This is a genomic window from Proteus mirabilis ATCC 29906 (assembly GCF_000160755.1).
Taxonomy (GTDB): Bacteria; Pseudomonadota; Gammaproteobacteria; order Enterobacterales; family Enterobacteriaceae; genus Proteus; species Proteus mirabilis.
Genome location: NZ_GG668576.1, coordinates 1,220,322 through 1,243,868, shown reverse-complemented (window position 1 = coordinate 1,243,868; position 23,547 = coordinate 1,220,322). Strand labels below are relative to the sequence as shown.

The following is a 23,547-nucleotide window of genomic DNA, read 5'->3' as shown; positions in this document are numbered from 1 at the left end:
ATGAGCCAGATCTTTTTCGGATCTGGCAATAAAGATAATTTATGTTTAATGTGTTTTCATGGGCGCTTGAAAACGTTTTAGTCGTAGTGCATTTCCTAAAACAAATACACTAGAAAGCGCCATTGCTGCGGCAGCGAATATAGGCGAAAGTAACATGCCATTGATAGGATAAAGCATACCCGCAGCGACTGGGATTAATAATGCGTTATAAGCAAATGTCCAGAATAAGTTTTGTTTGATATTACGAATGGTTGCTTGGCTAAGTGCAATCGCATCAACAACACCGCGTAAATCACCTGACATTAGTACTACGTCAGCAGCTTCAATGGCAACGTCAGTTCCTGTACCAATTGCCAATCCTACATCAGCTTGTGCAAGAGCTGGGGCATCATTGATACCATCTCCGACAAATGCAACTTTATCTCCTTTCTGACTAAGTTGTTTTAATGCTGCAACTTTTCCATCAGGAAGGACTTCTGCAACTATTTCATCAATACCAAGTTGTTTTGCTATTGCTTTTGCTGTTGCTTTGTTATCACCTGTGATCATTGCTACTTTCAAACCTAATGCATGTAATGCTTTAATAGCTTCAGGTGTTGTTTCTTTTATTGGATCTGCAACGGCAATAATCGCAGCAAGACGGCCATCAATGGCGGTATACAGTGGTGTTTTACCTTGCTCACCTAATTTTTGAGCGGATGAAGCGAACTGACTGACATCTAACCCAAGCTGTTTCATAAAGCGGTCGGCACCCACAGAGACAGACCTTCCATCAACTGTTGCACTAACACCAAAACCAGGAATAGCTTCAAAATTATCGACGCTAGCAAGCGTTAATTTTGCCTCGTTTGCTGCATTAACAATTGATTGTGCAATAGGGTGTTCTGAATAAGTTTCAATTGAAGCGACAAGACTTAATATCTCGTTATATTCAAACTTTTCTGCTGGGATCAGATCAGTTAGCTCAGGGCGGCCTTTTGTCAATGTACCAGTTTTGTCGAGTGCGACCACACTAACATCACGTAAGGCTTGCAAAGCTTCACCTTTACGGAAAAGTATTCCTAATTCAGCAGCTCGTCCTGTGCCAACCATAATTGATGTTGGTGTTGCTAATCCCATTGCACACGGACAAGCAATAATGAGTACCGCAACAGCATTGATGAGCGCAAAGGTTAGTGCAGGCTCAGGACCAAATGCGAGCCAAATAAAGAATGTGATCGTTGCACCTATCATTACTGCGGGCACAAACCACATGGTAACTTTATCAACAAGCGCTTGGATTGGTAATTTTGAACCTTGAGCTTCCTCAACTAAGCGAATAATTTGTGCGAGTATCGTATTGGCACCCACTTTGGTCACTTTAAAACTAAAAGTGCCTGTTTTATTGATGGTGCCACCGACAACCTCAGCCCCTATCTCTTTTGCTACAGGGACGGGTTCACCGGTTATCATGCTTTCATCAACATAAGAATGGCCTTCTACAACCTCACCATCAACAGGGATTTTTTCACCAGGACGAACAACAACGATATCGCCCATCATAACTTGATCTAATGGAATTTCTAGTATTTCACCATGACGTGAAACACGTGCTGTTTTGGCTTGAAGACCCACTAAACGCTTAATCGCTTGTGAGGTATTTCCTTTGGCTTTTGCTTCAAGATTTCGCCCTAATAAGATCAAGGTAACAATCACGACAGCAGCCTCAAAATAGATATTTGCCGTACCTGCAGGTAAGACTTGGGGTATAAAGGTTGAAACGACAGAATACCCATAAGCGGCTACTGTACCGACTGATACTAATGAGTTCATATCAGGAGCACCGCGTAATAATGCGGGTATTCCTTTTTTGAAAAAGCGTAAGCCAGGGCCAAACATCACTATGGTGGCAAGAACAAATTGAATATACCAGTTGAGCTGTTGCCCTAATGTTTGCGTTACCCAATGATGGACTCCGGGGATAAAATGTGAGCCCATCTCAATAACGAACACTGGTAATGTGAAGATAGTGGCAATAAGTAATGCTCGGCGTAACGAGCGGGCTTCTTTTTCACGACGCTCTTCACTTAAATCACGAGTATTGGCTGGATTATCTGATAGCCGCCGTGGTTTATAACCGGCATGGACAACCGCCACTTCTAAATCAGTAATAGATACTACGCCGGATAAATGACGCACACGAGCACGCTCAGTGGCAAGATTCACGGTGGCTTCTAATACACCAGGAATTTGAGCTAATGCTTTCTCAACACGCCCGACACAGGAAGCGCAGGTCATTTCTTCAATAGCTAATTCAGTGATCTCTTCAGGAACTTTATAGCCAGAGCTTTCAATCGCGCTTACAGCAAGTACAGGATTGGGGGTACTGCTAAATGTAATATCAGCACGTTCTGTTGCAAGATTCACGACAGCATCTTTTATTTCAGGTACTGCCTTTAATGCTCGTTCAACACGTCCGACACATGAAGCACATGTCATACCTTCTACAGGTAAGCTCAGCCTATTTGCTGAGGATAATGTTGTAGGTGTATTCATCAAACTTTCCCTCTTAAATATGGTATGGGACAAAGCTTAAGCTTTACCATTAGGGGAAGGTCAAGGATTATATAATTATTTTGTTTGCTTTTATTTTGTTTATATTCAATGGGTTATTTTTTTTGGCTTATTTTAAATATTAAAGAATTGTAAGTTTATCGGGAGCAGATGTCATAAGTGTGATAATAAAAAGCCCACTTGTAATAATGACAATCAAGTGGGCTTAGCTTACAAAAAATAGGCAGTTATTCTTTTATGAAGTATCGACTATTTTTCAGAAATAGATGCTTTTGTATTGACGGTTTCATTCGTTTTAACGGGGGATTTAAAAGAAATATCTCCACCTACCAGTTGTTTTGCTAAATCCACCACAGAGGATTTCAGATCAAGATCGGCGCCGGCTTCATAATGATGACCTTCAATATTTTCTAATTTAACGCTACTTCCCCCTAAATCAACTTGGCCTTGTTTACTCGCAATTTCTGCTCCGGTGAGTTTTGTCGAGCCATTCACATTTAATGATAGGTCGTTGTTGCTAGTTAAGGAGGTGGTTTTAGTGACAGCATCATTATCTACATGAGTGACTTTGATATCTGCATTAGCAGTATGACCTTCAGCACCTGTTACGATATTCTTAATACCATTACCAACTTTACCAAAACCTTGATCAATTTTGGCTTTAGTTTCATCACTGATACCTGTTTTATCTGCAATAGTTGAAGAGAGGGAATTGTATTTATCAGAGATAGCATCGGTTGATGATTTAATTCCTGAATCAATCGTATCTTTGATAGTTTTCTCTAATAATGACCCTCCGGCTTTAGCCGTTTTATTCACTTGGCTTGATTTAGGATCATTGGTGTGGTTATAGCCAACATTGACGCCAACAGTGACATGGCGATCACTCTCTTTTTGGCTAGCAATATTGAGTGAACCACCGACATTACCCGTAATGCTATCAGCAGTCACATTAGCACCAGATAGTGTCAGATCTTTATTACTATTAATCGTTAATGTACCTGTTTCTAAGGTTGCATTTTGGTGGCTCGTTTTTTGTTGATCTTCCACGTTAACCAGTAATTTACCCCCTATGTTATGAATAGAGGTAGCAGGTTTCTCCTCTGTAACTTCTTTTGGGGTGGTACTGGTTTTTTTGCCATTAAAGCCAATATCTGTTCCCCAATTGTTTTTATAATCAGTAGACTGCGCAGATGTGATCTCGATATCACCGGATTGTGATGTTAACTGAGTATCTTTACTATTAACTTGTGCTCCTTGAAGATGGACGCTATTGCCATTAATCGTTAAGTTTCCTGAGTTATTAATCGTTCCTCCTTCTCGAGATACGCTTTTCTCATCTTGTTTACCAATAGCAAATTGGGCACTACCTAAACCATTCACAGATGAAGCATCATCGGTCATTTTTTTACCAAAACCTGCTTGTACTCCTCCAGATAAATTATTGCCTTTTTCAGTACGCTCAGAGCTCGCTGATTGTAGGTCGACTTTATTAGTTGCATTTAATGCAATATCTTGTTCGCTACTTAAATGAGTACCTTGTAAAGTCAGGTTATGCCCAGCGTTTAATTCAATAGCTTGAGAGCCAGTGATAGCGCCCACTTTTGCGGTAGTCTGCTCTTTGCTGTGATGAGTGGTCCCTGCATTGAAACCTCCACCATAGTCTTTACTCTCTGGCGTGGTGCCCACTTTCAGATTTGCACTACCATTAACATTAGATTGACTTTCGCTATGAGTATCAGTCGCCTGTGCAAGAGTGAGATCACCCCCCGCATTGATAACTGTTTTGCCCTTTTGTGCATCAAATTGAGCACCTTCATAATGGGCATCTTCACCTACATTAATCGAAATATCGCCATTTGAGGTAAATTGGCTACCTTTAGCCTTTGTTTCCATTAAGGCGTTATCAGTTGTTTGGCCTTCACCTTTAATAGCAACGGTAATATCACTGCCCGTTTTAGTACTGACACCAACTTGTCCACCGCCTTTTGTTTCATGGAATGTCGTTTGATGTTTATCTTGCGCGACCTCACTTGTGTGGGTGTTTGCTGTGAGAGAAATACCTTCTTGGGTTGATTGATAGTGAGTACCTTGATCATGTAACTTATTATTACTATCAATGTTGATTTTTCCTGCATTGATAGAGGTTGAAACGGCTTGGCTATCGGTTTGTGATTTCTGACTACCACCACCTTTAATACCCACTTCAACACCGACATTGGGGGTCTCTAAATTGCTAAGGTTAGCTAAATTAGCAATTGCATCTCTTGCTGTAACTTTTTTAGTTAAATCGGTATTGTTACCCGGTTTGGTTGTGTTAACACCATCTTCGATTGCTTTCTTAACTGGCTTCGTTACACCGCTATAATCAAGATTAACGCCAACATCGATACCAACATTTAAGCTGTCAGTTTTAGATGTTTCACTATCATTGACGGCAAGATGCTGAATATTTTCACCAGACTCTTGATAACGCCCCTCAACATGGTGAGAAGCTCCTTCGTGAAGCAAATCTTTGTTCGCGGTAATAGTCAAATCACCTGCAACCTCTGTTTGGCTGCCTCTATTTTTTGTTACCTCTGTTTGTGTATGTTGTTTGTCATATTGAAAATCGGCTTTAGAACCGACTTTATCTACACCTCCAGTGTAGCTAAAACCTCCTGAAATAGTGGTATCTGTGTTGTCCGTTTGTTTTTTATTTTCCGTGCTAACAAAGGCAACATTATCACCCGTAATAGAGGCATTCCCTGCGGTAGTCTTTAGATCAGATCCCGCAAAAGTCACATTTTTATTCGCTTGCAGATCAACATTGGCGCCACTAATGGTTGAGTTAGCTTGCTCTGTTTCAGTACTAGTATTTTTATTGGTGGTATGAGTGATATGAAAGCCCGCACTATATTGCTTGTCTTCAACTTCTTTGGCGTGCCCAGTAATGGCTAATGATGTTTTTTCATCATCAATCTTAGTGACTTGTTGTGCTGATTTAACGTTGATATCACCTAAAGAATGAATACCTAATTTATCAGCGCTTTTGATCAAACTACCAATGACATTAACATCATTGCCACTGACAACGGTCAATTGTGCATCGGAAATGAGTTCACTACCTGTAGATGTTTGTTTATTAGTTTCATTTTTATGTGAACTTTTAGTGATATTAAACGCGGTTCCTGTGCGTTCATCGATTTTACTGATGGTTTCACTCAGCGCATTATCAATGACGACATCACCTTGTGTGGTTTTAACAAAAGCACCTTGGTTGCCTTTTACTTGGCTACCGGTAATGTTGACATTGTTATCTGCAGCAAGGAGCAATTGACCATCAGCGGTTAATTGTGTTGCATGACTAACTTGTTGTTGATTATTATTATTTTTATTCTGACCACCACCAATACCTCCCCACATAACATGATTATCGGTGACTGTTTTATCATTATTGGTTTTTTGGACGTTTAAATTAATGTTATCTTTGGCATTGACCAGCACATTTTCATTCGCATGCAGTTTAGCACCTTGCGCCGTTATTGAGCCTTGAGCATCTAAACCAAGATCTTTACCTGCCGTTAATTCACTGGCTTTCAACGTCTCAGTTTGATGGCTGTTACTCCAACTACCACTTTCTAAGCGAGAAGTATGATTACGTTTATTGCCATTTTCACTACGACTTTCTTTCTCAACTAATCCATTGATATGGATATCTTTATTGGCATTAATTGCAAGGTTATTCCCCGCATTAATTTTAGCCGCGTCTAAGGTAACATCTCCTTTAGTTGCGGTTAATGTCGCATTATTTTTAGCATCAATTTGGCTACCAATTTGCTGTATTTGTTCTTTCTCTTTAGTCACATCGTATTTCCACGAGTAGAACCAGCGATTATCAATATCGGTCTCTTTTTGCTGTAGCTGTTTACCATCGATAGTTAAATCAGCACCTTGTAAAGTGATATCATCCCCCATTAAATCAGAGGCTTTGATTTGATTATGGCTACTCGCTACTAATGTGATGTTTTTACCTTTTAATTCGGTTTTAGTGAGTGTTTGACTAGAGCCACTATTATTAACCGTGATCCCGCCACGATAGTTTTGGTAATTTTCACTGCCATCTTTATCGTAACTGTCATAACGGACTTGACTATCTGTTTGAATATTATCGGCTTTAACACTTAGGTCGTTATCTGCGGTAAATTTACCTGCTAATTTAACTCCACTACCTTCAGCCGTATTAATAATGCGGATACGACCCGATTGCATACTACCAAAGAAATAGCTATCTAATGCTGAAACGGGTTTTTGTGAAGAGAGAATATCAAAATGTTGTGAGAAGGTGTTTTGTCCAGTAAAGGCTGAAATTTCAGCAGCAGTGATTTTCCCTCTACTATCAATACGAGGAGCAATTAAGTCTAACAACCCTGTTGTATTTAAGCCATTTTTACCAAGCGATAGTAAATTTGTGTTGTTGAGGGTGCTATAGCCTTTTAGCTGACCATTTTCAAAGAGCGGATTACCAACAACTAATGAAGAGCGGCTGGTATTTATAAAACCACAACCATCACATGTGATACCATTTGGGTTAGAAAGCACATATTCAGCAGCGATACCAAAGACCTCTTGCTGACCTAATAAGAATGATGGGTTGCGGCTAACAACTTCATTCAAAATTAAAGAGGCAGCTTGACCATTTAAATTGCTGTTAGCGTTTAAATGACCCGCAAGTTGAGATTGTCCCGCTTCTAATGCGTTATTAAATACAGCCCCAGGCTTGCCAACATTGAAGTCTTGGTATTGGTTATGAGAAATCCCTTCGTTATTTGGCGTGACTATATTAATCACTTGCGTACCACCATTAACAGCAGAGACATCCGGCCCTTGATGGCCTGCATCGGGCACGATGCCATTGCCATAAGCATTAAGAGAGACAAAAATTATTGCTAAAGACGCAGCAAGTCGCCCAGAGGGTGAAAGTTTAAAGTTTTTTGATTTCATAGAGTTATCTCCATTTGTTGCTATGAATGTAGATCAAAATAAGTATGAAAATTTAACCAGTAGTTGAGTAGGATCTTTGGTTTTATTGGAATTTGTTTGGTGATACAGTAACTCGCCTTTTGCAACTTCAAGGTCGAGTTGTGCTTGTTGATATTGAATATTTAAGCCGGAGCTTAGGCCGTAACCACCTTGCCATCCTTTGTAGTTACCATGTTGTTTTACTTGACCGATATCTACCCCTATACGAGGTGTGATAGAAAAGTGGTTAAGTCGATAGGGATAGGAGAGGGTATTGCGTAAATAGCCACCGTTATCACCAGAAAGTGTGCTTTGATCAAAACCACGAATGGCGTTTTTGTCTGTTAAACTTAGCCATTCAACGCCGGGGAGTGTGTCGTGGCTGTATTGGCCTAAAAAAGAACTATTGAATAAAAATGTTGAATGCCATAGAGAAAAGCGTTGATACCAATTGGCAAATAGCTTAACTTTTGTAAAGCGATAGTCGTTACCATTACCGTTAGCGATATAGGGTGTTTCCTCTGCGCCAAACCAGCCGACCGCTTTTTCAACACTCAGATTAGTGCTCAATACGCCATTTGGAATAATCTGCAAATGATTAATCCCTAATTCAATCGTGGTTAATTTAGGGCTACTGAGATCTAAACGAATTTGGCTAAAGTAGTTGCGTATACGTTTATGAGTGACTTGAATATTTAAGGTATCAATTTGTTTTTGGCTACGGCTAAAAGCATAATCGCCTCTAATACCTACTTGAGTGGTATCGCCATATAAGCTGACAGTACGTGTTTGTAATTTTTGGTGAAATTGGTACTCCGAATAACTACCAAAAGAGCTAAAAGTAAAACCACCATAAGGAATTGAATAGAGCAAAGTATAAGCACGATTAAAACGGGTATTCGGGTTATCTGTGGTTATATTGGCATTTAAGCTTACAAAATCAGATAAACCTAATGGGCTATCTAAACTAGCATTCGTTCGTATTAACCAGCGGCCTGAATTTTTCTGTCCATAATTGTCACTAGCGATATTGAGATGCCAAGGTGATTTTCGTTGATTAGACAACTTAATGACAGAGCCCCCCAATTCGGTACCGGGAAGAATATCCACTGTGACTTTATTTGATTGCAAACGGTTTGCTTGATCTAAGCCTTGATCGAGTGTAGCGAGTTTTAATGGTTGCCCTTTGATTCGAGGAAATAGTAGTGTGGTGTTAACACCTCGATCACCCCCTTCAATACGTTCAACAAACCCTTCAATAGCATACAGACCTAATTCGCCATGTTGGTTAGGACGTAAAAATTGGATACGCGCGGTAATATAACCATGTTGAAGATAACGCTGAGTGAGTTCTTTTACGAGGCGATTAATATCAGCACTCTTAATACATTGATCAGGTAACGGAGATAATGAATTGAGATCCTTCTCAGTAAGTAAAGTAATACCTTGAATATAAACGCCTTTTATAGGCAAACAGTGTTCTGACTCAGTAATTAAAGTTGGGGTAGGTGAAATATTTACCGCTTTTTCTTGCAGTTGCTGATAGCGATTTTGTTCTATTAATTGATTAATTTCACGTTGGCTATTTTGCAATGCACGCCTTGATTCACTGATTGAGCCTAAATTTCCTGTTTCATTTGCGCTTAATCCACTGGTAGAAAAACAGCTTAATAGTGTTAATAAAACAACTTTTTTTTTCATTTTACCTCGAGATAAAGGTATTAATTCAAATATAATAATAGGGCTTTAATATATATAGATAATGAATAATGTTTTATTATTATATTGAAATTAAAAATAATAAATACCAGTTACTCTTTAATTGAATATATTCTTAAAATTGATGGATTTAAGTAAAACTTTCCCTTTTTTTAGTATTAACTATCAATAAACGTAAAATAATCAGTATGATTTTGTTAGAGAGAATAAACGTTATCTACAAATAAAATCATTTATTTAATTTTTATTGTTATTGTATTTGTTGTAATTTTTGCTATGTAAATTACCAGTTAGAAAAAATCAATTAACCAAAAAATAGGTTTTTTAGAGAAAAAAGAAGAATACTGAGAGCGGTTTTGAAAAAATTTAATTAAGTTAAAAGTGACTTTTCATTTGTTGGCAGTGATTTATTTATTTCATTATATAAAATATTTATTCTGTGAATAATTATTTCATTTTAATAAATAAAATATAAAAGCATTTATACTTTTACTATTTATTTATCTTAATAAATAGTGATGATTGAGTTTAAACGAAAAGAGTCCAACTTTTGCGGGTCGTTCATCAGGGGGGGGAGCAGATGCCGAATAGTGAAGAAAGAAAATCAACCTCATACTATTGGATCTACGGTATAATGGTGAAGTTTGTCAGTGAAACGTATGATCTAATAAGGCTGTTTATGATAGATAAAAAAAAACTACATATTGCTGCAGGTGTGATTTGTGATAAGCAAAATAATGTATTTATTACCCAACGCCCTTTGACATCTCATATGGGAGGATATTGGGAGTTTCCTGGTGGAAAACTAGAAGATAAAGAGACGCCAGAGCAGGCATTATACCGTGAGTTGCAAGAAGAAATAGGTATTAATGTGACACAATGCCAGTTGCTTGAAACGGTAGAGCATGATTTTATTGATAGGCATATTACATTATCATTCTTTTTAGTCACAGAGTGGGAAAATAAACCTTACGGTAAAGAGGGGCAACTTTCCCGCTGGATACCTATTATGTCCTTAAATGCCGAAGATTTTCCACCAGCTAATCGCTCTATTGTTGCCTTATTGCAAAAATAATCAATACAGCCACTTCATGATTGTTGTGGCTGTATGAGTATGCTGTGGGCGTTTAATTAAACGGCTTAGGATCTTGCTCTGGCATTTCACTCCATTCATCGCTGTCATTGCTTTCGCTTTGACTTGGAATTCGCTTCTCTTCAGCCGCCCATTCGCCTAAATCGATTAACTGGCAACGCTTACAACAAAAAGGACGATAAGGGCTACTTTCATCCCATATTACCTCGGTTCGGCATGTTGGGCATTTCACTATTAATTTTTCGCTCATTATCTCTCCTGAATTTAATTGAGATGATTTCTGTTGTTGATATTAAGCTATATTAACAACATGAAATCTCAAAAGGTAGTTCAGAAGGGATTGTGCCATGCTCACTGTCAAGAGGCAAAAAGCGAATAGCATAACGGTTTTTGTGTCCTGAGACTTGAGGGTAAATTTGCTGGCTGGCAAGTAGTTTGATCCGTAATAATTCACCTTCTTCCGTACTGTCTTGATAAAAACCATTATGGCTTAATACCGGTTTAAATGTATCTGATTGACGAATAAGTGTTAATAGGGCATTTAATGCATTTTGTAGAGGATATAACCCTTCCTGCCAACAAGTTAACTTTTCAGTACGCACCGTTTGAGGAAGATTTAACCACAAATGCAAAGTAGGGACGTCAAAGCTACAACATCCTCCCGGAATACTGAGGCGTTGTTTTACTAAGCTGATGATTTTATCTTGTTTTAAATGTTGTCCAATACGTGGTGCTTTACTTAATGCGCAAGCACTTTCTGATAACTCATTAATAATATGACTGACAATCTCTTTATCGACATTAGGAAAGGATAACCACTGTTGCAGTTTTTTTTGTCTTTTTTCTAACTCTTTAAGTAGCTCTGCGCGGATCTCCCCGCGATCTAAAACTTCAATAAATTCTGAAACGGCACGAAAAAAAGATAATGCAGAAGATAATGAATTAATAGATTGAAAACTATTTAATTGAATTAATGAGTTTTCAATTCTAAGCCATGAACGCATTTTCTCATTAAGCGGGTGTTCAAAAATAATTGTTGAGGTTTCTTCACTCATGGCTATTGTCCTGTATTGCTTTTTTGAGCTAATTCTAAGTAATGCTGATGAAGTTGTTTTATTTGTTCATCTTGATTTAAGCTATTATCGTGATTTTCAATAATATCATCAGCAACGGCTAATCGTTGTTCTCTTTTAGCTTGGGCTTGTAAAATTTTGAGTACATGATCTCGGCTTACACCATCACGTTGCATAGTTCTGGTAATTTGTTCTTCTTCAGTCACATCAACCACAAGAATACGATCGGCTAAATGTGTTAGTTTATTTTCAACTAATAAAGGAACAACCCAAATAAAATAAGGGGCGCGAATTTGTTGAATTTGTTTTTGCGTCTCTTGTTGTATAAGTGGATGGAGTAACTGGTTTACCCACGCTTTTTCTTGTTGATTTTGAAAAATAATATGACGTAATTGCGCTCTATTTAACTTGCCATCAGGCAATAAAATTGTGTCACCGAAGTGTTGCTGTAAGGCTTTTAATCCCGGCGAATCTGGCTCTACCACTAATCGTGCAATGACATCCGCATCCACAAGAGGGACGCCGAGTGAGGCAAAACCATTAGCGATGGTCGTTTTACCACTACCAATACCACCTGTAAGAGCAACTGTATAAGTCATTGCGTTCGTCTATTTTTAATTAATCAAAATTTACTGTTGATTGCGATATTCTAAAGCTTAAACTGATTTTTATCACAAGATAATAACCGCAATATTTGGGTTTTATTCAGTTATTATGATAAGCGATTTTCTGCTACCCTGACAGCCTAGCTTACAGTAAGTGGCTAAATCTTCGCTTAATCGGCTATTAATATATCAAAATGTAATGATGATGCATTGTATCACTGATGTTTTGATTATTAGACGCATTGTTAATGACTTTAGGATATTGCTAGCATCAATGTATGGTATCACCTAGTTGTAACACCGGAAGATACATCGCAATAATAAGCGTGCCAGTAATCAATGCGATCAGTGTCATTAAAATAGGCTCAAGCCATGTTTTTACACTATCAAGGCGTTCTTCTAATTGATGATAAAACCAGTGGGTAAGTTGCTGGCAAAAAAACTGTAGTTGTCCAGAATTTTCTGCTGAAGAGATAAATTGATAACAGATTGGCGGGAATAGAGGATTATGTCGCATAAATGAGCTAAGTGATTTTCCTTGAGTAATATGCGCTATCATATCAGTGAGTGCTCGTTGATACAGTGAATGCGTTAATTGCTCTGTAATAATTTTTAACCCCTGTAATAGTGGTAATCCAGCTTGTTGTGTAATCGTCATTATCTGAAAAATAATATGTAGCTGGTGATATCTTAATAAGATGCCCAAGTAAGGAAGATTAAGCCAACATCGTTGTTCAATGTCGCGAAATTTAGCATTGTGATGTTTAATAGTGTAATAGCTATAAGAAATTATTAATATAAACAGCAGGATAATTAAACTATATTGAGAAAACCATTGAGAACATCTAATTAAGGTTAATGTTAGCATCGGTAGCTCAGTATTAAATGCACTGTATAAAGATTGATATTCAGGTAAAACATAGATCAACATAGATATTGTAATAACGATTAATGTTAATAATAAGAATAGAGGATACTGAAAAGCTTTTATTATTTTTTTTATTAAATCCCGCTGGTTTTTTAATTGTGTTGTTTGTAGTAAGAGAACTTCATCAAGCTTACCACTCTCTTCGCCAATATAAATAAAATGGGTTAAATTAGCAGGAAAATAGAGTGGATAACGACTTAACTGTTTAGATAGCGCGCCTCCTTGATTTAGGTGAAAAATAATATCATTTAAAACACATTGCCAATGTAAATAACGACATTCTTCTTTAAGCAGTGTTAATGCGGGTAAAAGTGCTAAGCCTGAATGAAGTAATAACGCTAACTGTTCAAGAAGTTGAATGCGGTATTGTTTATCACTATTTTGAAAGATTATTACCCTATATAGGCGAATTTTTACTGGTAATTTTTGTTGTTGAATAAGTTGATCAATAACTTCATGTTTAGATTGAGCGACAACGTTGCCACTTAGCCATTCTCCTTGATAAGTTAATGCATTATAGCGATAGATAAAATGTAATTTCATTCAATATCTCCGACTACTTGATAAACTTCATCTAAAGACGTGATCCCCTTCTTTATCAGTTCAATACCTGAGTTAAATAGTGCGTAAGGTGAGGGGCGTGATTGCTTGGCAAGTTCAAAACAATCATAAATAGCTGTTCTGCCTTTGTAGCCGGAATAACAAAATTGACAACCTGTTGCTTGCCAATTGGGTAATATAATTTGTTGATTATTAATAATGAAATTTTTCTGTTCAGGTGATGGGTATTTACAGTTGCTACATAAGCATCGAACTAAACGTTGAGAAATAATTAATTTTACACAAGAGTCGATTAAATCTTTTGCGATGCCTAAATTAGCCAAACGGGCGAGTGTTGCTTGGGTAGAGTTAGTATGCAGTGTTGATAAAACTAGGTGGCCTGTTTGTGCCGCTTTTATTGCTATTTCTGCTGTTTGTTGATCACGTATTTCACCTATCATAATAACATCGGGATCTTGGCGTAATAGTGCCCGTAATATTGTTGCAAAAGTAATACCAGCTTTTTCTGTTATTTGTGTTTGATTAATGCCATGGAGAGGTAATTCAATAGGATCTTCAATACTATTAATATTCCGATTATCTTTATTTAAATATTGTAAACAACTATAGAGTGTTAAAGTTTTACCACTCCCTGTGGGGCCGGTGACTAAAATCATTCCCTGAGGTTGAGTAAGATATTTTTTTAATAGTGTTAGGTGAATTGTTTGAAAACCTAACTGTGCTAATTGTGGCTGTTGCAGATTATTCATGAGCCGTAAAACTATTTTTTCTCCATATAAAGTAGGAAGTGTCGCAACACGTATTGAATAATTGTTTTTCTGGTAAGACCAATTAAATTGACCATCTTGTGGTAGGCGTTTTTCGGCAATATTAATATTCGCGAGGATTTTTAAACGTGTCAGGATCTCGTTAGCTAATTGATTGTCAGGGGGAGAAAACAACACTAGATGATTATCAATTCTCGCGCGAATTCTCAGGCTATTTTGTTGTGGCTCTAAATGAAGATCAGAAACACGTTGAGCAAGGCTGTGACGTAACAATTGCTCAATAAACTCTGTTGCTGTATGGATAGTATTATTCATGAAAGCTCTTTTTTTACGATAAATGATTTATGGATGGTAAGGGCTAGAAACAGAGCCTATTGGCTTTTCCACCTTGGTTGAGGTTGTCGTTAGATTGGTTTAATGAGATTTAAAAACCTTATGGCATAGCGTTTGTAACGCGGTGTTAGTTGATGTGCAGTTAATTTGCCAATGGGGAAGTGTCTCTTTACTGTTTGTTGCAGGAGTCATTACGATGGTTAGCCCTTCTAGTTGAGCCTTACCTTTTGCACTAATAACGCCATTGGCAACATGAATATCAGTAAGGTATCGACTACGAAATTGTTGAGGCATAAAACTGGCATCAGCATGGCATTGGTTATATTGATGTTCATAGTGACAAAGTTCCACTGCAGAACGATAAGGCGACAGGGTTTGTAATACATCAGTTAAGGCGGCCTTTTGGATATAACCATGATAAGCAGGGATCGCCACTGAGCTTAAAATTGAGATAATGGCAATCACAATCATCAATTCCATTAGCGTGAATCCATTCTCTGTTGAGTGATAATTTAATGTATTCATTTTTCTCTCCTTGATAAATAACCTGTTGAAGTATGAGAAAAAAGCGTTTTATTGGCGAATAGAGAAGCTAAGAATTGAGTAAAATATCGAAAAGAAAAAGGCGTGATACAAAATTAACCACTATTATTGAGAGCAAGTTCGCATTAATTGGCGGATATTATTAATAAAAATAGCTAATATGATTTTAAATGTAGAAAAAAGAGGGGTGTTGTGGAGATTAAGCAAGGCTGGCTAACGGGAGTAAAGCTCGTTCCATCGCCAAATTATGACAATAGACCTGAAGGTGAAATCCCTTCATTGTTGATTATCCACAATATCAGTCTTCCTCCTGGGCAATTCGGTGGACCTTATATTGATCAACTGTTTACCAATACGCTTGCTGTTGATGATCATCCTTTTTTTAATGAGATTGCGCACCTGCGTGTTTCTGCGCACTGTTTAATTCGCCGTGATGGTGAAATTGTGCAATATGTGCCTTTTACGGCACGAGCGTGGCATGCCGGGGTTTCCTTCTATAAAGGGCGAGAGAAATGCAATGATTTCTCGATTGGTATTGAGCTAGAAGGAACCGATGAGTGTGACTTTACGCCGCTGCAATATCAGCAATTATCGACACTCACTCAGCAACTTATTGAACACTATCCGGGCATTAAAGAAAATATTACCGGACATAGTGATGTCGCACCTGGTCGGAAAACAGATCCAGGACCTCATTTTAATTGGTCATATTACCGAGCACTATTAGCAAAATAACACAACAAAATGCATTAATAATTGATATTTTTGCATTGATAATCAATATATGAATGCTGTCACGCTTCAGTATGACTGTTTATGTGTTTAATCAATGTTAAAAAATAGTGTTTTTAATCTTTTCTAATAATGCGATCTAGTTATCAAATTTGATGAATTTATCAAATAATTTGTTAAAATTTGCAGGTTTTTATGATTTCGCTCAACAACTGTATGGACAGTTAGTAAATACTTTGTTACTTTATTATCCATTACATTAAATTGGTATTACCAATTGACATTTCAATAACCAAGGTAATAGTTATCCAATAATGGCTTCTAGCAATATGGCTTACACAAAGATCCGCCAACCAAAGCTTTCTGATGTGATAGAACAACAACTTGAGCATCTTATTTTAGAAGGCACCCTACGTCCGGGGGAAAAACTCCTGCCTGAACGTGAGCTGGCAAAGCAATTTGATGTATCGCGTCCTTCATTGCGTGAAGCAATCCAAAAATTGGAAGCAAAAGGTTTTTTATTACGCCGCCAAGGTGGTGGAACCTTTGTGCAAGATAACCTTTGGCAAAGCTTTAGCGATCCTCTCGCTCAACTCCTCAGTGGGCATCCAGAATCTCAATTTGATCTGTTAGAAACACGCCATGCCCTTGAAGGTATTGCGGCTTATTATGCTGCATTACGCGGTACTGATGATGATCTTGAGCGTATTAAAGCCAGTCATGCTCGCATTATTGATGCTCATGATAAAGGGGATATCGCGGCGGAGTCGGATGCGGTATTGCAATACCAATTAATCGTTACGGAAGCTGCTCATAATGTCGTTTTGCTACACTTATTAAGGTGTATGGTGCCAATGCTTGAGCAGAATATCCGACAAAATTTTGAGTTTCTTTATACACGTAAAGAGATGTTAACTGCTGTAAGTGAGCATCGCACACAGATTTATCAGGCGATTATTAATAGAGAGCCAGAAGCCGCCCGTGAAGCTTCACACCGCCATCTGGCCTTTATTGAAGATGTTTTGTTGGATATGAGTCGTGAACATACTCGTCGTGAGCGTTCTTTGCGCCGGCTCCAACAACATCCTGATTTATTTTAGTAGCACAGATCCTGACCGCTGAGTCTGTACTACCTATCTCCCTGCAATATTCAGGGGTAGCGGTAATAACAGCAGGGCCTATCTTCCCGTCATATCCCCGTGGTATCACGGGAAGATAGGCTCCTATAACCATTAGAAACAGATAACAGATAAGGAATACACCATGTCAGATATGCTGAAAAATGACGTGGATCCGATCGAAACTCGCGATTGGTTACAAGCGATCGACTCGGTCATCCGTGAAGAAGGTGTTGAGCGTGCACAGTTCCTGATTGATCAGGTATTAAAACAAGCCCGTAATGGCGGTCTTGATATTGCTTTAGGTGGCTCTGTACACAGTGATTATATCAATACTATTCCTGTTGAAGATGAACCCGCTTACCCTGGCAATCTGGAATTGGAACGTCGTATCCGTTCTGCTATTCGCTGGAACGCAGTAATGATGGTTCTGCGCGCGTCCAAAAAAGATTTGGAACTCGGCGGACACATGGCGTCATACCAGTCTTCTGCAACTTTATATGAAGTTTGCTTTAACCACTTCTTCCGTGCTCATAATGACAATGATGGCGGTGACTTAGTTTACTTCCAAGGTCATATCTCTCCGGGGATCTACGCACGTGCATTCTTAGAAGGGCGTCTGACTGAAGAGCAATTAAATAACTTCCGTCAAGAAATTGGTGGTAAAGGTTTATCCTCTTATCCACACCCTAAATTAATGCCTGAATTCTGGCAGTTCCCAACCGTTTCAATGGGCTTGGGGCCACTATCTGCGATTTATCAAGCAAAATTCTTGAAATACTTAGATCACCGTGGCTTAAAAGATACCACTAAGCAACGTGTTTATGCGTTCTTAGGTGATGGTGAAATGGACGAGCCAGAATCTAAAGGTGCTATCACTATCGCTGTACGCGAAAAATTAGATAACCTGTGCTTCGTGGTTAACTGTAACTTACAGCGTCTTGATGGCCCAGTTACAGGTAACGGCAAAATTGTTAACGAATTAGAAGGTATCTTCGCCGGTGCTGGCTGGAACGTGATCAAAGTGATGTGGGGCGACCGTTGGGATGCACTACTACGTAAAGACACTTCCGGTAAACTGATCCAGTTAATGAATGAAACACTGGATGGTGACTACCAGACTTTCAAATCTCGTGACGGTGCTTATGTTCGTGAGCATTTCTTCAATCGTTACCCAGAAACTGCCGCATTAGTTAAAGATATGACTGATGACGAAATTTGGGCGTTAAACCGTGGTGGTCACGATCCGAAGAAAGTTTTTGCGGCATTCCAAAAAGCCAAAGAAACCAAAGATAAACCAACCGTTATTTTAGCTCAGACCATCAAAGGTTATGGTATGGGTGAAACGGCAGAAGGTAAAAACATCGCTCACCAAGTGAAAAAAATGAACATGGACGGTGTGAAACATTTCCGTGATCGTTTCAATATCCCTGTTAGCGATGAGAAAGTAGCAGAACTGCCTTATATCACTTTTGATAAAGATTCAGAAGAGTACAAATATCTGCATGCTCGCCGTCAGGAACTAGAAGGTTACTTACCTGCTCGTCGTACTCGTTTTGATGAAAAATTAGAAATTCCTACACTGGAAGATTTCAGCCAGTTATTAGAAGAACAATCTAAAGAGATTTCTACTACTATCGCATTCGTTCGTGCGTTGAACGTAATGTTGAAAAACAAATCTATTAAAGATCGTTTAGTCCCTATTATTGCTGATGAAGCACGTACTTTTGGTATGGAAGGTCTGTTCCGTCAAATCGGTATCTACAGCCCGAATGGCCAGCAATATACGCCTCAAGATCGTGAGCAAGTTGCTTACTATAAAGAAGACGTTAAAGGTCAGATCCTGCAAGAAGGTATTAACGAACTGGGTGCGGGTGCATCTTGGTTAGCGGCTGCAACATCTTACAGCACTAACAACTTGCCAATGATCCCATTCTATATCTACTACTCAATGTTTGGTTTCCAACGTATTGGTGACCTATGTTGGGCTGCGGGTGACCAACAAGCACGCGGTTTCTTAATTGGTGGTACTTCAGGTCGTACAACGCTAAACGGTGAAGGTTTACAACACGAAGATGGTCATAGCCATATTCAATCACTGACTATTCCTAACTGTATCTCTTACGATCCGGCCTTCGCGTATGAAGTTGCTGTCATTATGCAAGATGGTTTAGAGCGTATGTATGGTGATAAACAAGAAAACGTTTATTACTACATCACAACGTTAAACGAAAACTATCATATGCCAGCAATGCCAGCTGGAGCAGAAGAGGGTATCCGTAAAGGTATCTATAAACTGGAATCTCTGGAAGGCGCGAAAGGTAAAGTTCAGTTACTGGGTTCTGGCTCTATTTTACGTCACGTACGTGAAGCGGCACAAATTCTGTCAACTGAATATGGTATTGGTTCCGATGTGTACAGTGTAACATCATTCACTGAATTGGCTCGTGATGGTCAAGATTGTGAACGTTGGAACATGCTACATCCATCAGAAGAGCCTCGTGTACCATACATTGCTCAAATCATGAATGATGCACCAGCTGTTGCTTCAACAGACTATATGAAACTGTTTGCAGAACAAGTTCGCACTTATGTGCCAGCTGACGACTATCGTGTCTTAGGTACAGATGGTTTCGGTCGTTCAGATAGCCGTGAAAATCTGCGTCACCACTTTGAAGTTGATACTTCTTATGTGATTGTTGCTGCATTAGGCGAATTAGCTAAACGTGGTGAGATTGATGTGAAGGTTGTTGAAGAAGCAATCAAAAAATACAACATCAACCCTGAAAAAGTAAACCCACGTCTGGCGTAAGAGGTAAAGTGAATGTCTATTGAAATTAAAGTCCCTGATATCGGTGCAGATGAAGTTGAAGTCACCGAAGTGATGGTGAAAGTCGGTGATCGTATTGAGGAAGAACAATCCTTGATCACCGTAGAAGGCGATAAAGCGTCTATGGAAGTGCCATCACCACAAGCGGGTATTGTTAAAGAGATCAAAATTGCCGTGGGCGACAAAGTCGAAACTGGCTCTCTTATCATGATCTTTGATACTGAAGAGGGTGCTCAGGCACCCGCTCAAGAAGCCGCTCCTGCGCCTTCTGCTGCCGCACCTGCTGCGAGCGAACTGAAAGAAGTTCATGTACCAGATATCGGTGGTGATGAAGTTGAAGTCACCGAGGTGATGGTCAATGTAGGTGATACCATTGCAGAAGAGCAATCTCTGATCACGGTTGAAGGTGACAAGGCTTCAATGGAAGTCCCAGCACCTTTTGCTGGCGTAGTAAAAGAGATCAAAATTGCTGTCGGTGATAAAGTGAGCACAGGCTCTCTTATCATGGTATTTGAAGTAGCAGGTAGCGCGCCAGCACCTTCTGCATCAGCTCCGGCTCCTGCAGCATCAGCACCAGCAGCCTCTGCTATTAAAGATGTTAATGTGCCAGATATCGGTGGTGATGAAGTTGAAGTCACCGAAGTGATGGTGAAAGTGGGTGATACCATTGCTGAAGAGCAATCTCTGATCACGGTTGAAGGTGATAAAGCTTCTATGGAAGTTCCAGCACCTTTTGCCGGTGTAGTAAAAGAGATCAAAATTGCTGTCGGTGATAAAGTGAAAACAGGCTCACTGATCATGACCTTTGAAGTTGCCGGTGCCGCACCAGCAGCACAAGCGCCAGCAGCGCCTGCAGCGTCTACATCAGCAGCACCAGCACCTTCTGCTCCAGCAAAAGCGCCTGCTTCTGCACCAGTAGCAAAAGAAGAATTTGTTGAAAACGAAGCTTATGTCCATGCAACACCTGTTATCCGCCGTTTAGCACGTGAATTCGGTGTGAACTTAGCGAAAGTTAAAGGAACCGGTCGTAAAGGACGTATCTTACGTGAAGACGTTCAGTCTTATGTGAAAGAGTTAATTAAACGTGCTGAATCTGCACCTGCTAATGCCGGTGGTGGATTACCAGGTATGTTGCCTTGGCCGAAAGTTGACTTCAGTAAATTTGGTGAAATTGAAGAAGTTGAATTGGGCCGTATCCAGAAAATCTCTGGCGCTAACTTAAGCCGTAACTGGGTGGTGATCCCTCATGTTAACCTGTTTGATGAAGCAGATATCACTGAGGTTGAAGAATTCCGTAAACAGCAAAATAAAGAAGCTGAGAAGAAAAAACTGGATGTTAAGATCACGCCATTAGTCTTCGTGATGAAAGCAGCCGCTAAAGCTCTGGCTGATATGCCTCGCTTTAACAGCTCAATTTCAGAAGATGGACAAAAACTGATCCTGAAAAAATACATTAACATCGGTATCGCAGTAGATACACCTAATGGTTTAGTTGTACCTGTGTTTAAAGATGTAAACAAAAAAGGCATCTTAGAACTCTCTTATGAATTAGCAGAAGTTTCTAAGAAAGCACGTGCAGGTAAACTGACTGCATCTGATATGCAAGGTGGATGCTTCACTATTTCTAGCCTTGGTGGTATCGGTACTACCGGTTTTGCACCAATCGTTAATGCGCCAGAAGTTGCGATTATGGGACTGTCTCGTTCTTCGATGAAACCAGTCTGGAACGGTAAAGAGTTCGTACCACGCTTAATGTTACCAATGTCATTATCTTTCGATCACCGTGTGATTGATGGTGCTGACGGTGCTCGATTTATCACTCTGATTAATCAGTACATGAGCGATTTACGTCGTTTGGTAATGTAATCATCTAAACCGGTGCTAAGCACCGGTTTCTCTGATTGCCGTGACAGATTTTGCAGTCATACATTCTAGGTTGTGAGATCTGTCATGTTAGAGCGCTTTTCAGTTTATTAACATTTCTGTAAACTGCATGCGGTATGTAAGTCTCGGTGTTAAATATGGATTATCGTCTGACTCGCCGGACAAATAAATAATGAGGTCACGATGAGTACTGAAATTAAAGCACAGGTAGTGGTTCTCGGTGCAGGCCCTGCGGGTTATTCCGCGGCGTTTCGTTGCGCTGACTTAGGTTTAGATACAGTTTTAGTTGAACGTCACTCTACATTAGGTGGTGTTTGTCTGAACGTGGGGTGTATCCCTTCTAAAGCGTTACTCCACGTTGCTAAAGTAATCGAAGAAGCGAAAGCATTATCTGAACACGGTGTCGTTTTTGATGCACCGAAAACAGATATCGACAAAATTCGCATCTGGAAAGACAAAGTTATTTCTCAGTTAACCGGTGGCTTAGCTGGCATGGCTAAAGGCCGTAAAGTAAATGTTGTTAACGGCGAAGCTCGATTCACAGGCTCACATACATTGTCTGTTGAAGGTAGTGAAGGTACAACAACAATCACTTTCGAAAATGCTATCGTTGCCGCAGGCTCTCGTCCAATCGAATTACCTTTTATTCCACATGAAGATCCACGTGTGTGGGATTCAACAGATGCACTACAACTGAAAACAGTACCAGAGCGTTTACTGGTCATGGGTGGTGGGATCATCGGTTTGGAAATGGGTACTGTTTATCATGCGTTGGGTTCACAAATTGACGTGGTTGAAATGTTCGACCAAGTTATCCCAGCGGCAGATAAAGACGTAGTTAAAGTCTTTACTAAACGTATCAGCAAAAAATTCAATCTGATGCTAGAAACCAAAGTGACCGCCGTTGAAGCAAAAGAAGATGGTATCTATGTCACAATGGAAGGCAAAAAAGCACCTGCTGAGCCTCAACGTTATGATGCTGTATTAGTTGCTATCGGTCGTGTACCAAATGGTAAATTATTAGACGCAGGTAAAGCTGGTATTGAAGTTGATGATCGTGGCTTTATCCATGTTGATAAACAAATGCGTACTAATGTACCTCACATCTTTGCTATTGGTGATATTGTTGGTCAACCAATGCTGGCACACAAAGGTGTTCATGAAGGTCACGTTGCTGCGGAAGTTATCTCTGGTAAGAAACATTACTTTGATCCTAAAGTTATTCCATCAATCGCTTATACTGAGCCAGAAGTTGCATGGGTTGGTATGACTGAAAAAGAAGCGAAAGAGAAAGGTGTTAGCTATGAAGTAGCAACTTTCCCTTGGGCAGCATCTGGTCGTGCAATTGCATCAGACTGTGCAGATGGTATGACTAAACTGATTTTTGACAAAGAAACCAACCGTGTTATCGGTGGGGCAATTGTCGGCTCTAATGGTGGTGAACTGTTAGGTGAAATTGGTCTAGCTATTGAAATGGGTTGTGATGCTGAAGATATCGCATTAACCATCCACGCTCACCCAACGCTATACGAATCAATCGGTATGGCTGCGGAAGTATTTGAAGGTAGCATCACTGACCTGCCAAATCCAAAAGCGAAAAAGAAAAAATAAGTTGATTTTATAATCAAGACAAAGTGTAAATGTTAAGAGCCAAGTTCATTATGAGCTTGGCTCTTTTTTCATTATGATGGATTAAACAACATAGGAATTTAATTTGATACGATATTATTTTTCCATTGAGAGTACTCTTAAGATAAAAACCTCTCGCGTCACAGTTCATATCCAACGGAGAGGATTTATTATAGTT

Annotated in this window: 15 protein-coding genes; 6 read left to right on the top strand and 9 right to left on the bottom strand. The window is 39.3% G+C overall.

Annotation, left to right across the window (positions count from 1 at the left end; translation table 11 throughout):
• Window positions 1–45 precede the first annotated feature (45 nt).
• The 3 genes from HMPREF0693_RS05635 to hpmB form a co-directional block, all read right to left on the bottom strand.
• Window positions 46–2,535, bottom strand: coding sequence for a heavy metal translocating P-type ATPase (locus tag HMPREF0693_RS05635; RefSeq protein ID WP_004244098.1), 2,490 nt, complete (start codon window positions 2,533–2,535; stop codon window positions 46–48).
• A 267-nt stretch (window positions 2,536–2,802) separates the two neighbouring features.
• Window positions 2,803–7,536: a calcium-independent hemolysin HpmA gene (gene hpmA, locus HMPREF0693_RS05630; RefSeq protein ID WP_004244096.1), complete on the bottom strand. Its 4,734-nt coding sequence runs from the start codon at window positions 7,534–7,536 to the stop codon at window positions 2,803–2,805.
• A gap of 33 nt (window positions 7,537–7,569) precedes the next feature.
• Window positions 7,570–9,255, bottom strand: a complete 1,686-nt coding sequence (hpmB, locus tag HMPREF0693_RS05625) for a hemolysin secretion/activation protein HpmB (protein WP_004244094.1) — start codon at window positions 9,253–9,255, stop codon at window positions 7,570–7,572.
• Between the two features lie 697 nt (window positions 9,256–9,952).
• Here hpmB and mutT point away from each other — a divergent pair.
• On the top strand, window positions 9,953–10,348 hold the full coding sequence (gene mutT / locus HMPREF0693_RS05620; RefSeq protein WP_012368230.1) for an 8-oxo-dGTP diphosphatase MutT: 396 nt from the start codon (window positions 9,953–9,955) through the stop codon (window positions 10,346–10,348).
• 52 nt (window positions 10,349–10,400) lie between these two features.
• Here the strand turns inward: mutT and yacG are convergent, their stop codons facing one another.
• The 6 genes from yacG to ppdD all read right to left on the bottom strand — a co-directional run bounded on the left by yacG (window position 10,401) and on the right by ppdD (window position 15,158).
• A complete protein-coding gene (yacG, locus tag HMPREF0693_RS05615; protein ID WP_004244091.1) occupies window positions 10,401–10,616 on the bottom strand; it encodes a DNA gyrase inhibitor YacG in 216 nt (71 codons plus the stop codon).
• A 52-nt stretch (window positions 10,617–10,668) separates the two neighbouring features.
• Complete coding sequence (gene zapD / locus HMPREF0693_RS05610; protein ID WP_004244089.1) at window positions 10,669–11,421, bottom strand: cell division protein ZapD; 753 nt, start codon at window positions 11,419–11,421, stop codon at window positions 10,669–10,671.
• A gap of 2 nt (window positions 11,422–11,423) precedes the next feature.
• Entirely contained in the window at window positions 11,424–12,038 is a 615-nt protein-coding gene (gene coaE, locus HMPREF0693_RS05605) for a dephospho-CoA kinase (protein ID WP_004244087.1), read from the bottom strand.
• A 277-nt stretch (window positions 12,039–12,315) separates the two neighbouring features.
• On the bottom strand, window positions 12,316–13,515 hold the full coding sequence (locus tag HMPREF0693_RS05600; protein WP_004244086.1) for a type II secretion system F family protein: 1,200 nt from the start codon (window positions 13,513–13,515) through the stop codon (window positions 12,316–12,318).
• Window positions 13,512–14,615 carry an ATPase, T2SS/T4P/T4SS family gene (locus HMPREF0693_RS05595; protein ID WP_004244085.1) on the bottom strand — a complete coding sequence of 368 codons (1,104 nt, stop codon included), beginning with the start codon at window positions 14,613–14,615 and terminating at the stop codon, window positions 13,512–13,514. Before HMPREF0693_RS05595 ends, HMPREF0693_RS05600 begins: the two co-directional genes overlap by 4 nt.
• Window positions 14,616–14,714: 99 nt before the next feature.
• On the bottom strand, window positions 14,715–15,158 hold the full coding sequence (gene ppdD / locus HMPREF0693_RS05590) for a prepilin peptidase-dependent pilin (RefSeq protein ID WP_004244084.1): 444 nt from the start codon (window positions 15,156–15,158) through the stop codon (window positions 14,715–14,717).
• A gap of 210 nt (window positions 15,159–15,368) precedes the next feature.
• Between ppdD and ampD the strand changes: the two genes are divergently transcribed.
• The 5 genes from ampD to lpdA all read left to right on the top strand — a co-directional run bounded on the left by ampD (window position 15,369) and on the right by lpdA (window position 23,351).
• Window positions 15,369–15,911, top strand: coding sequence for a 1,6-anhydro-N-acetylmuramyl-L-alanine amidase AmpD (gene ampD / locus HMPREF0693_RS05585; protein ID WP_004244082.1), 543 nt, complete (start codon window positions 15,369–15,371; stop codon window positions 15,909–15,911).
• 326 nt (window positions 15,912–16,237) lie between these two features.
• A complete protein-coding gene (gene pdhR, locus HMPREF0693_RS05580; protein ID WP_012368227.1) occupies window positions 16,238–17,008 on the top strand; it encodes a pyruvate dehydrogenase complex transcriptional repressor PdhR in 771 nt (256 codons plus the stop codon).
• A 163-nt stretch (window positions 17,009–17,171) separates the two neighbouring features.
• Entirely contained in the window at window positions 17,172–19,838 is a 2,667-nt protein-coding gene (gene aceE / locus HMPREF0693_RS05575; RefSeq protein WP_004244080.1) for a pyruvate dehydrogenase (acetyl-transferring), homodimeric type, read from the top strand.
• A gap of 12 nt (window positions 19,839–19,850) precedes the next feature.
• Window positions 19,851–21,722 (top strand): pyruvate dehydrogenase complex dihydrolipoyllysine-residue acetyltransferase, encoded by a 1,872-nt coding sequence (gene aceF / locus HMPREF0693_RS05570; protein ID WP_004244079.1) that lies wholly within the window; start codon window positions 19,851–19,853, stop codon window positions 21,720–21,722.
• Window positions 21,723–21,923: 201 nt separating this feature from the next.
• Window positions 21,924–23,351, top strand: a complete 1,428-nt coding sequence (gene lpdA, locus HMPREF0693_RS05565; protein ID WP_004244077.1) for a dihydrolipoyl dehydrogenase — start codon at window positions 21,924–21,926, stop codon at window positions 23,349–23,351.
• The last annotated feature ends 196 nt before the right edge of the window (window positions 23,352–23,547 follow it).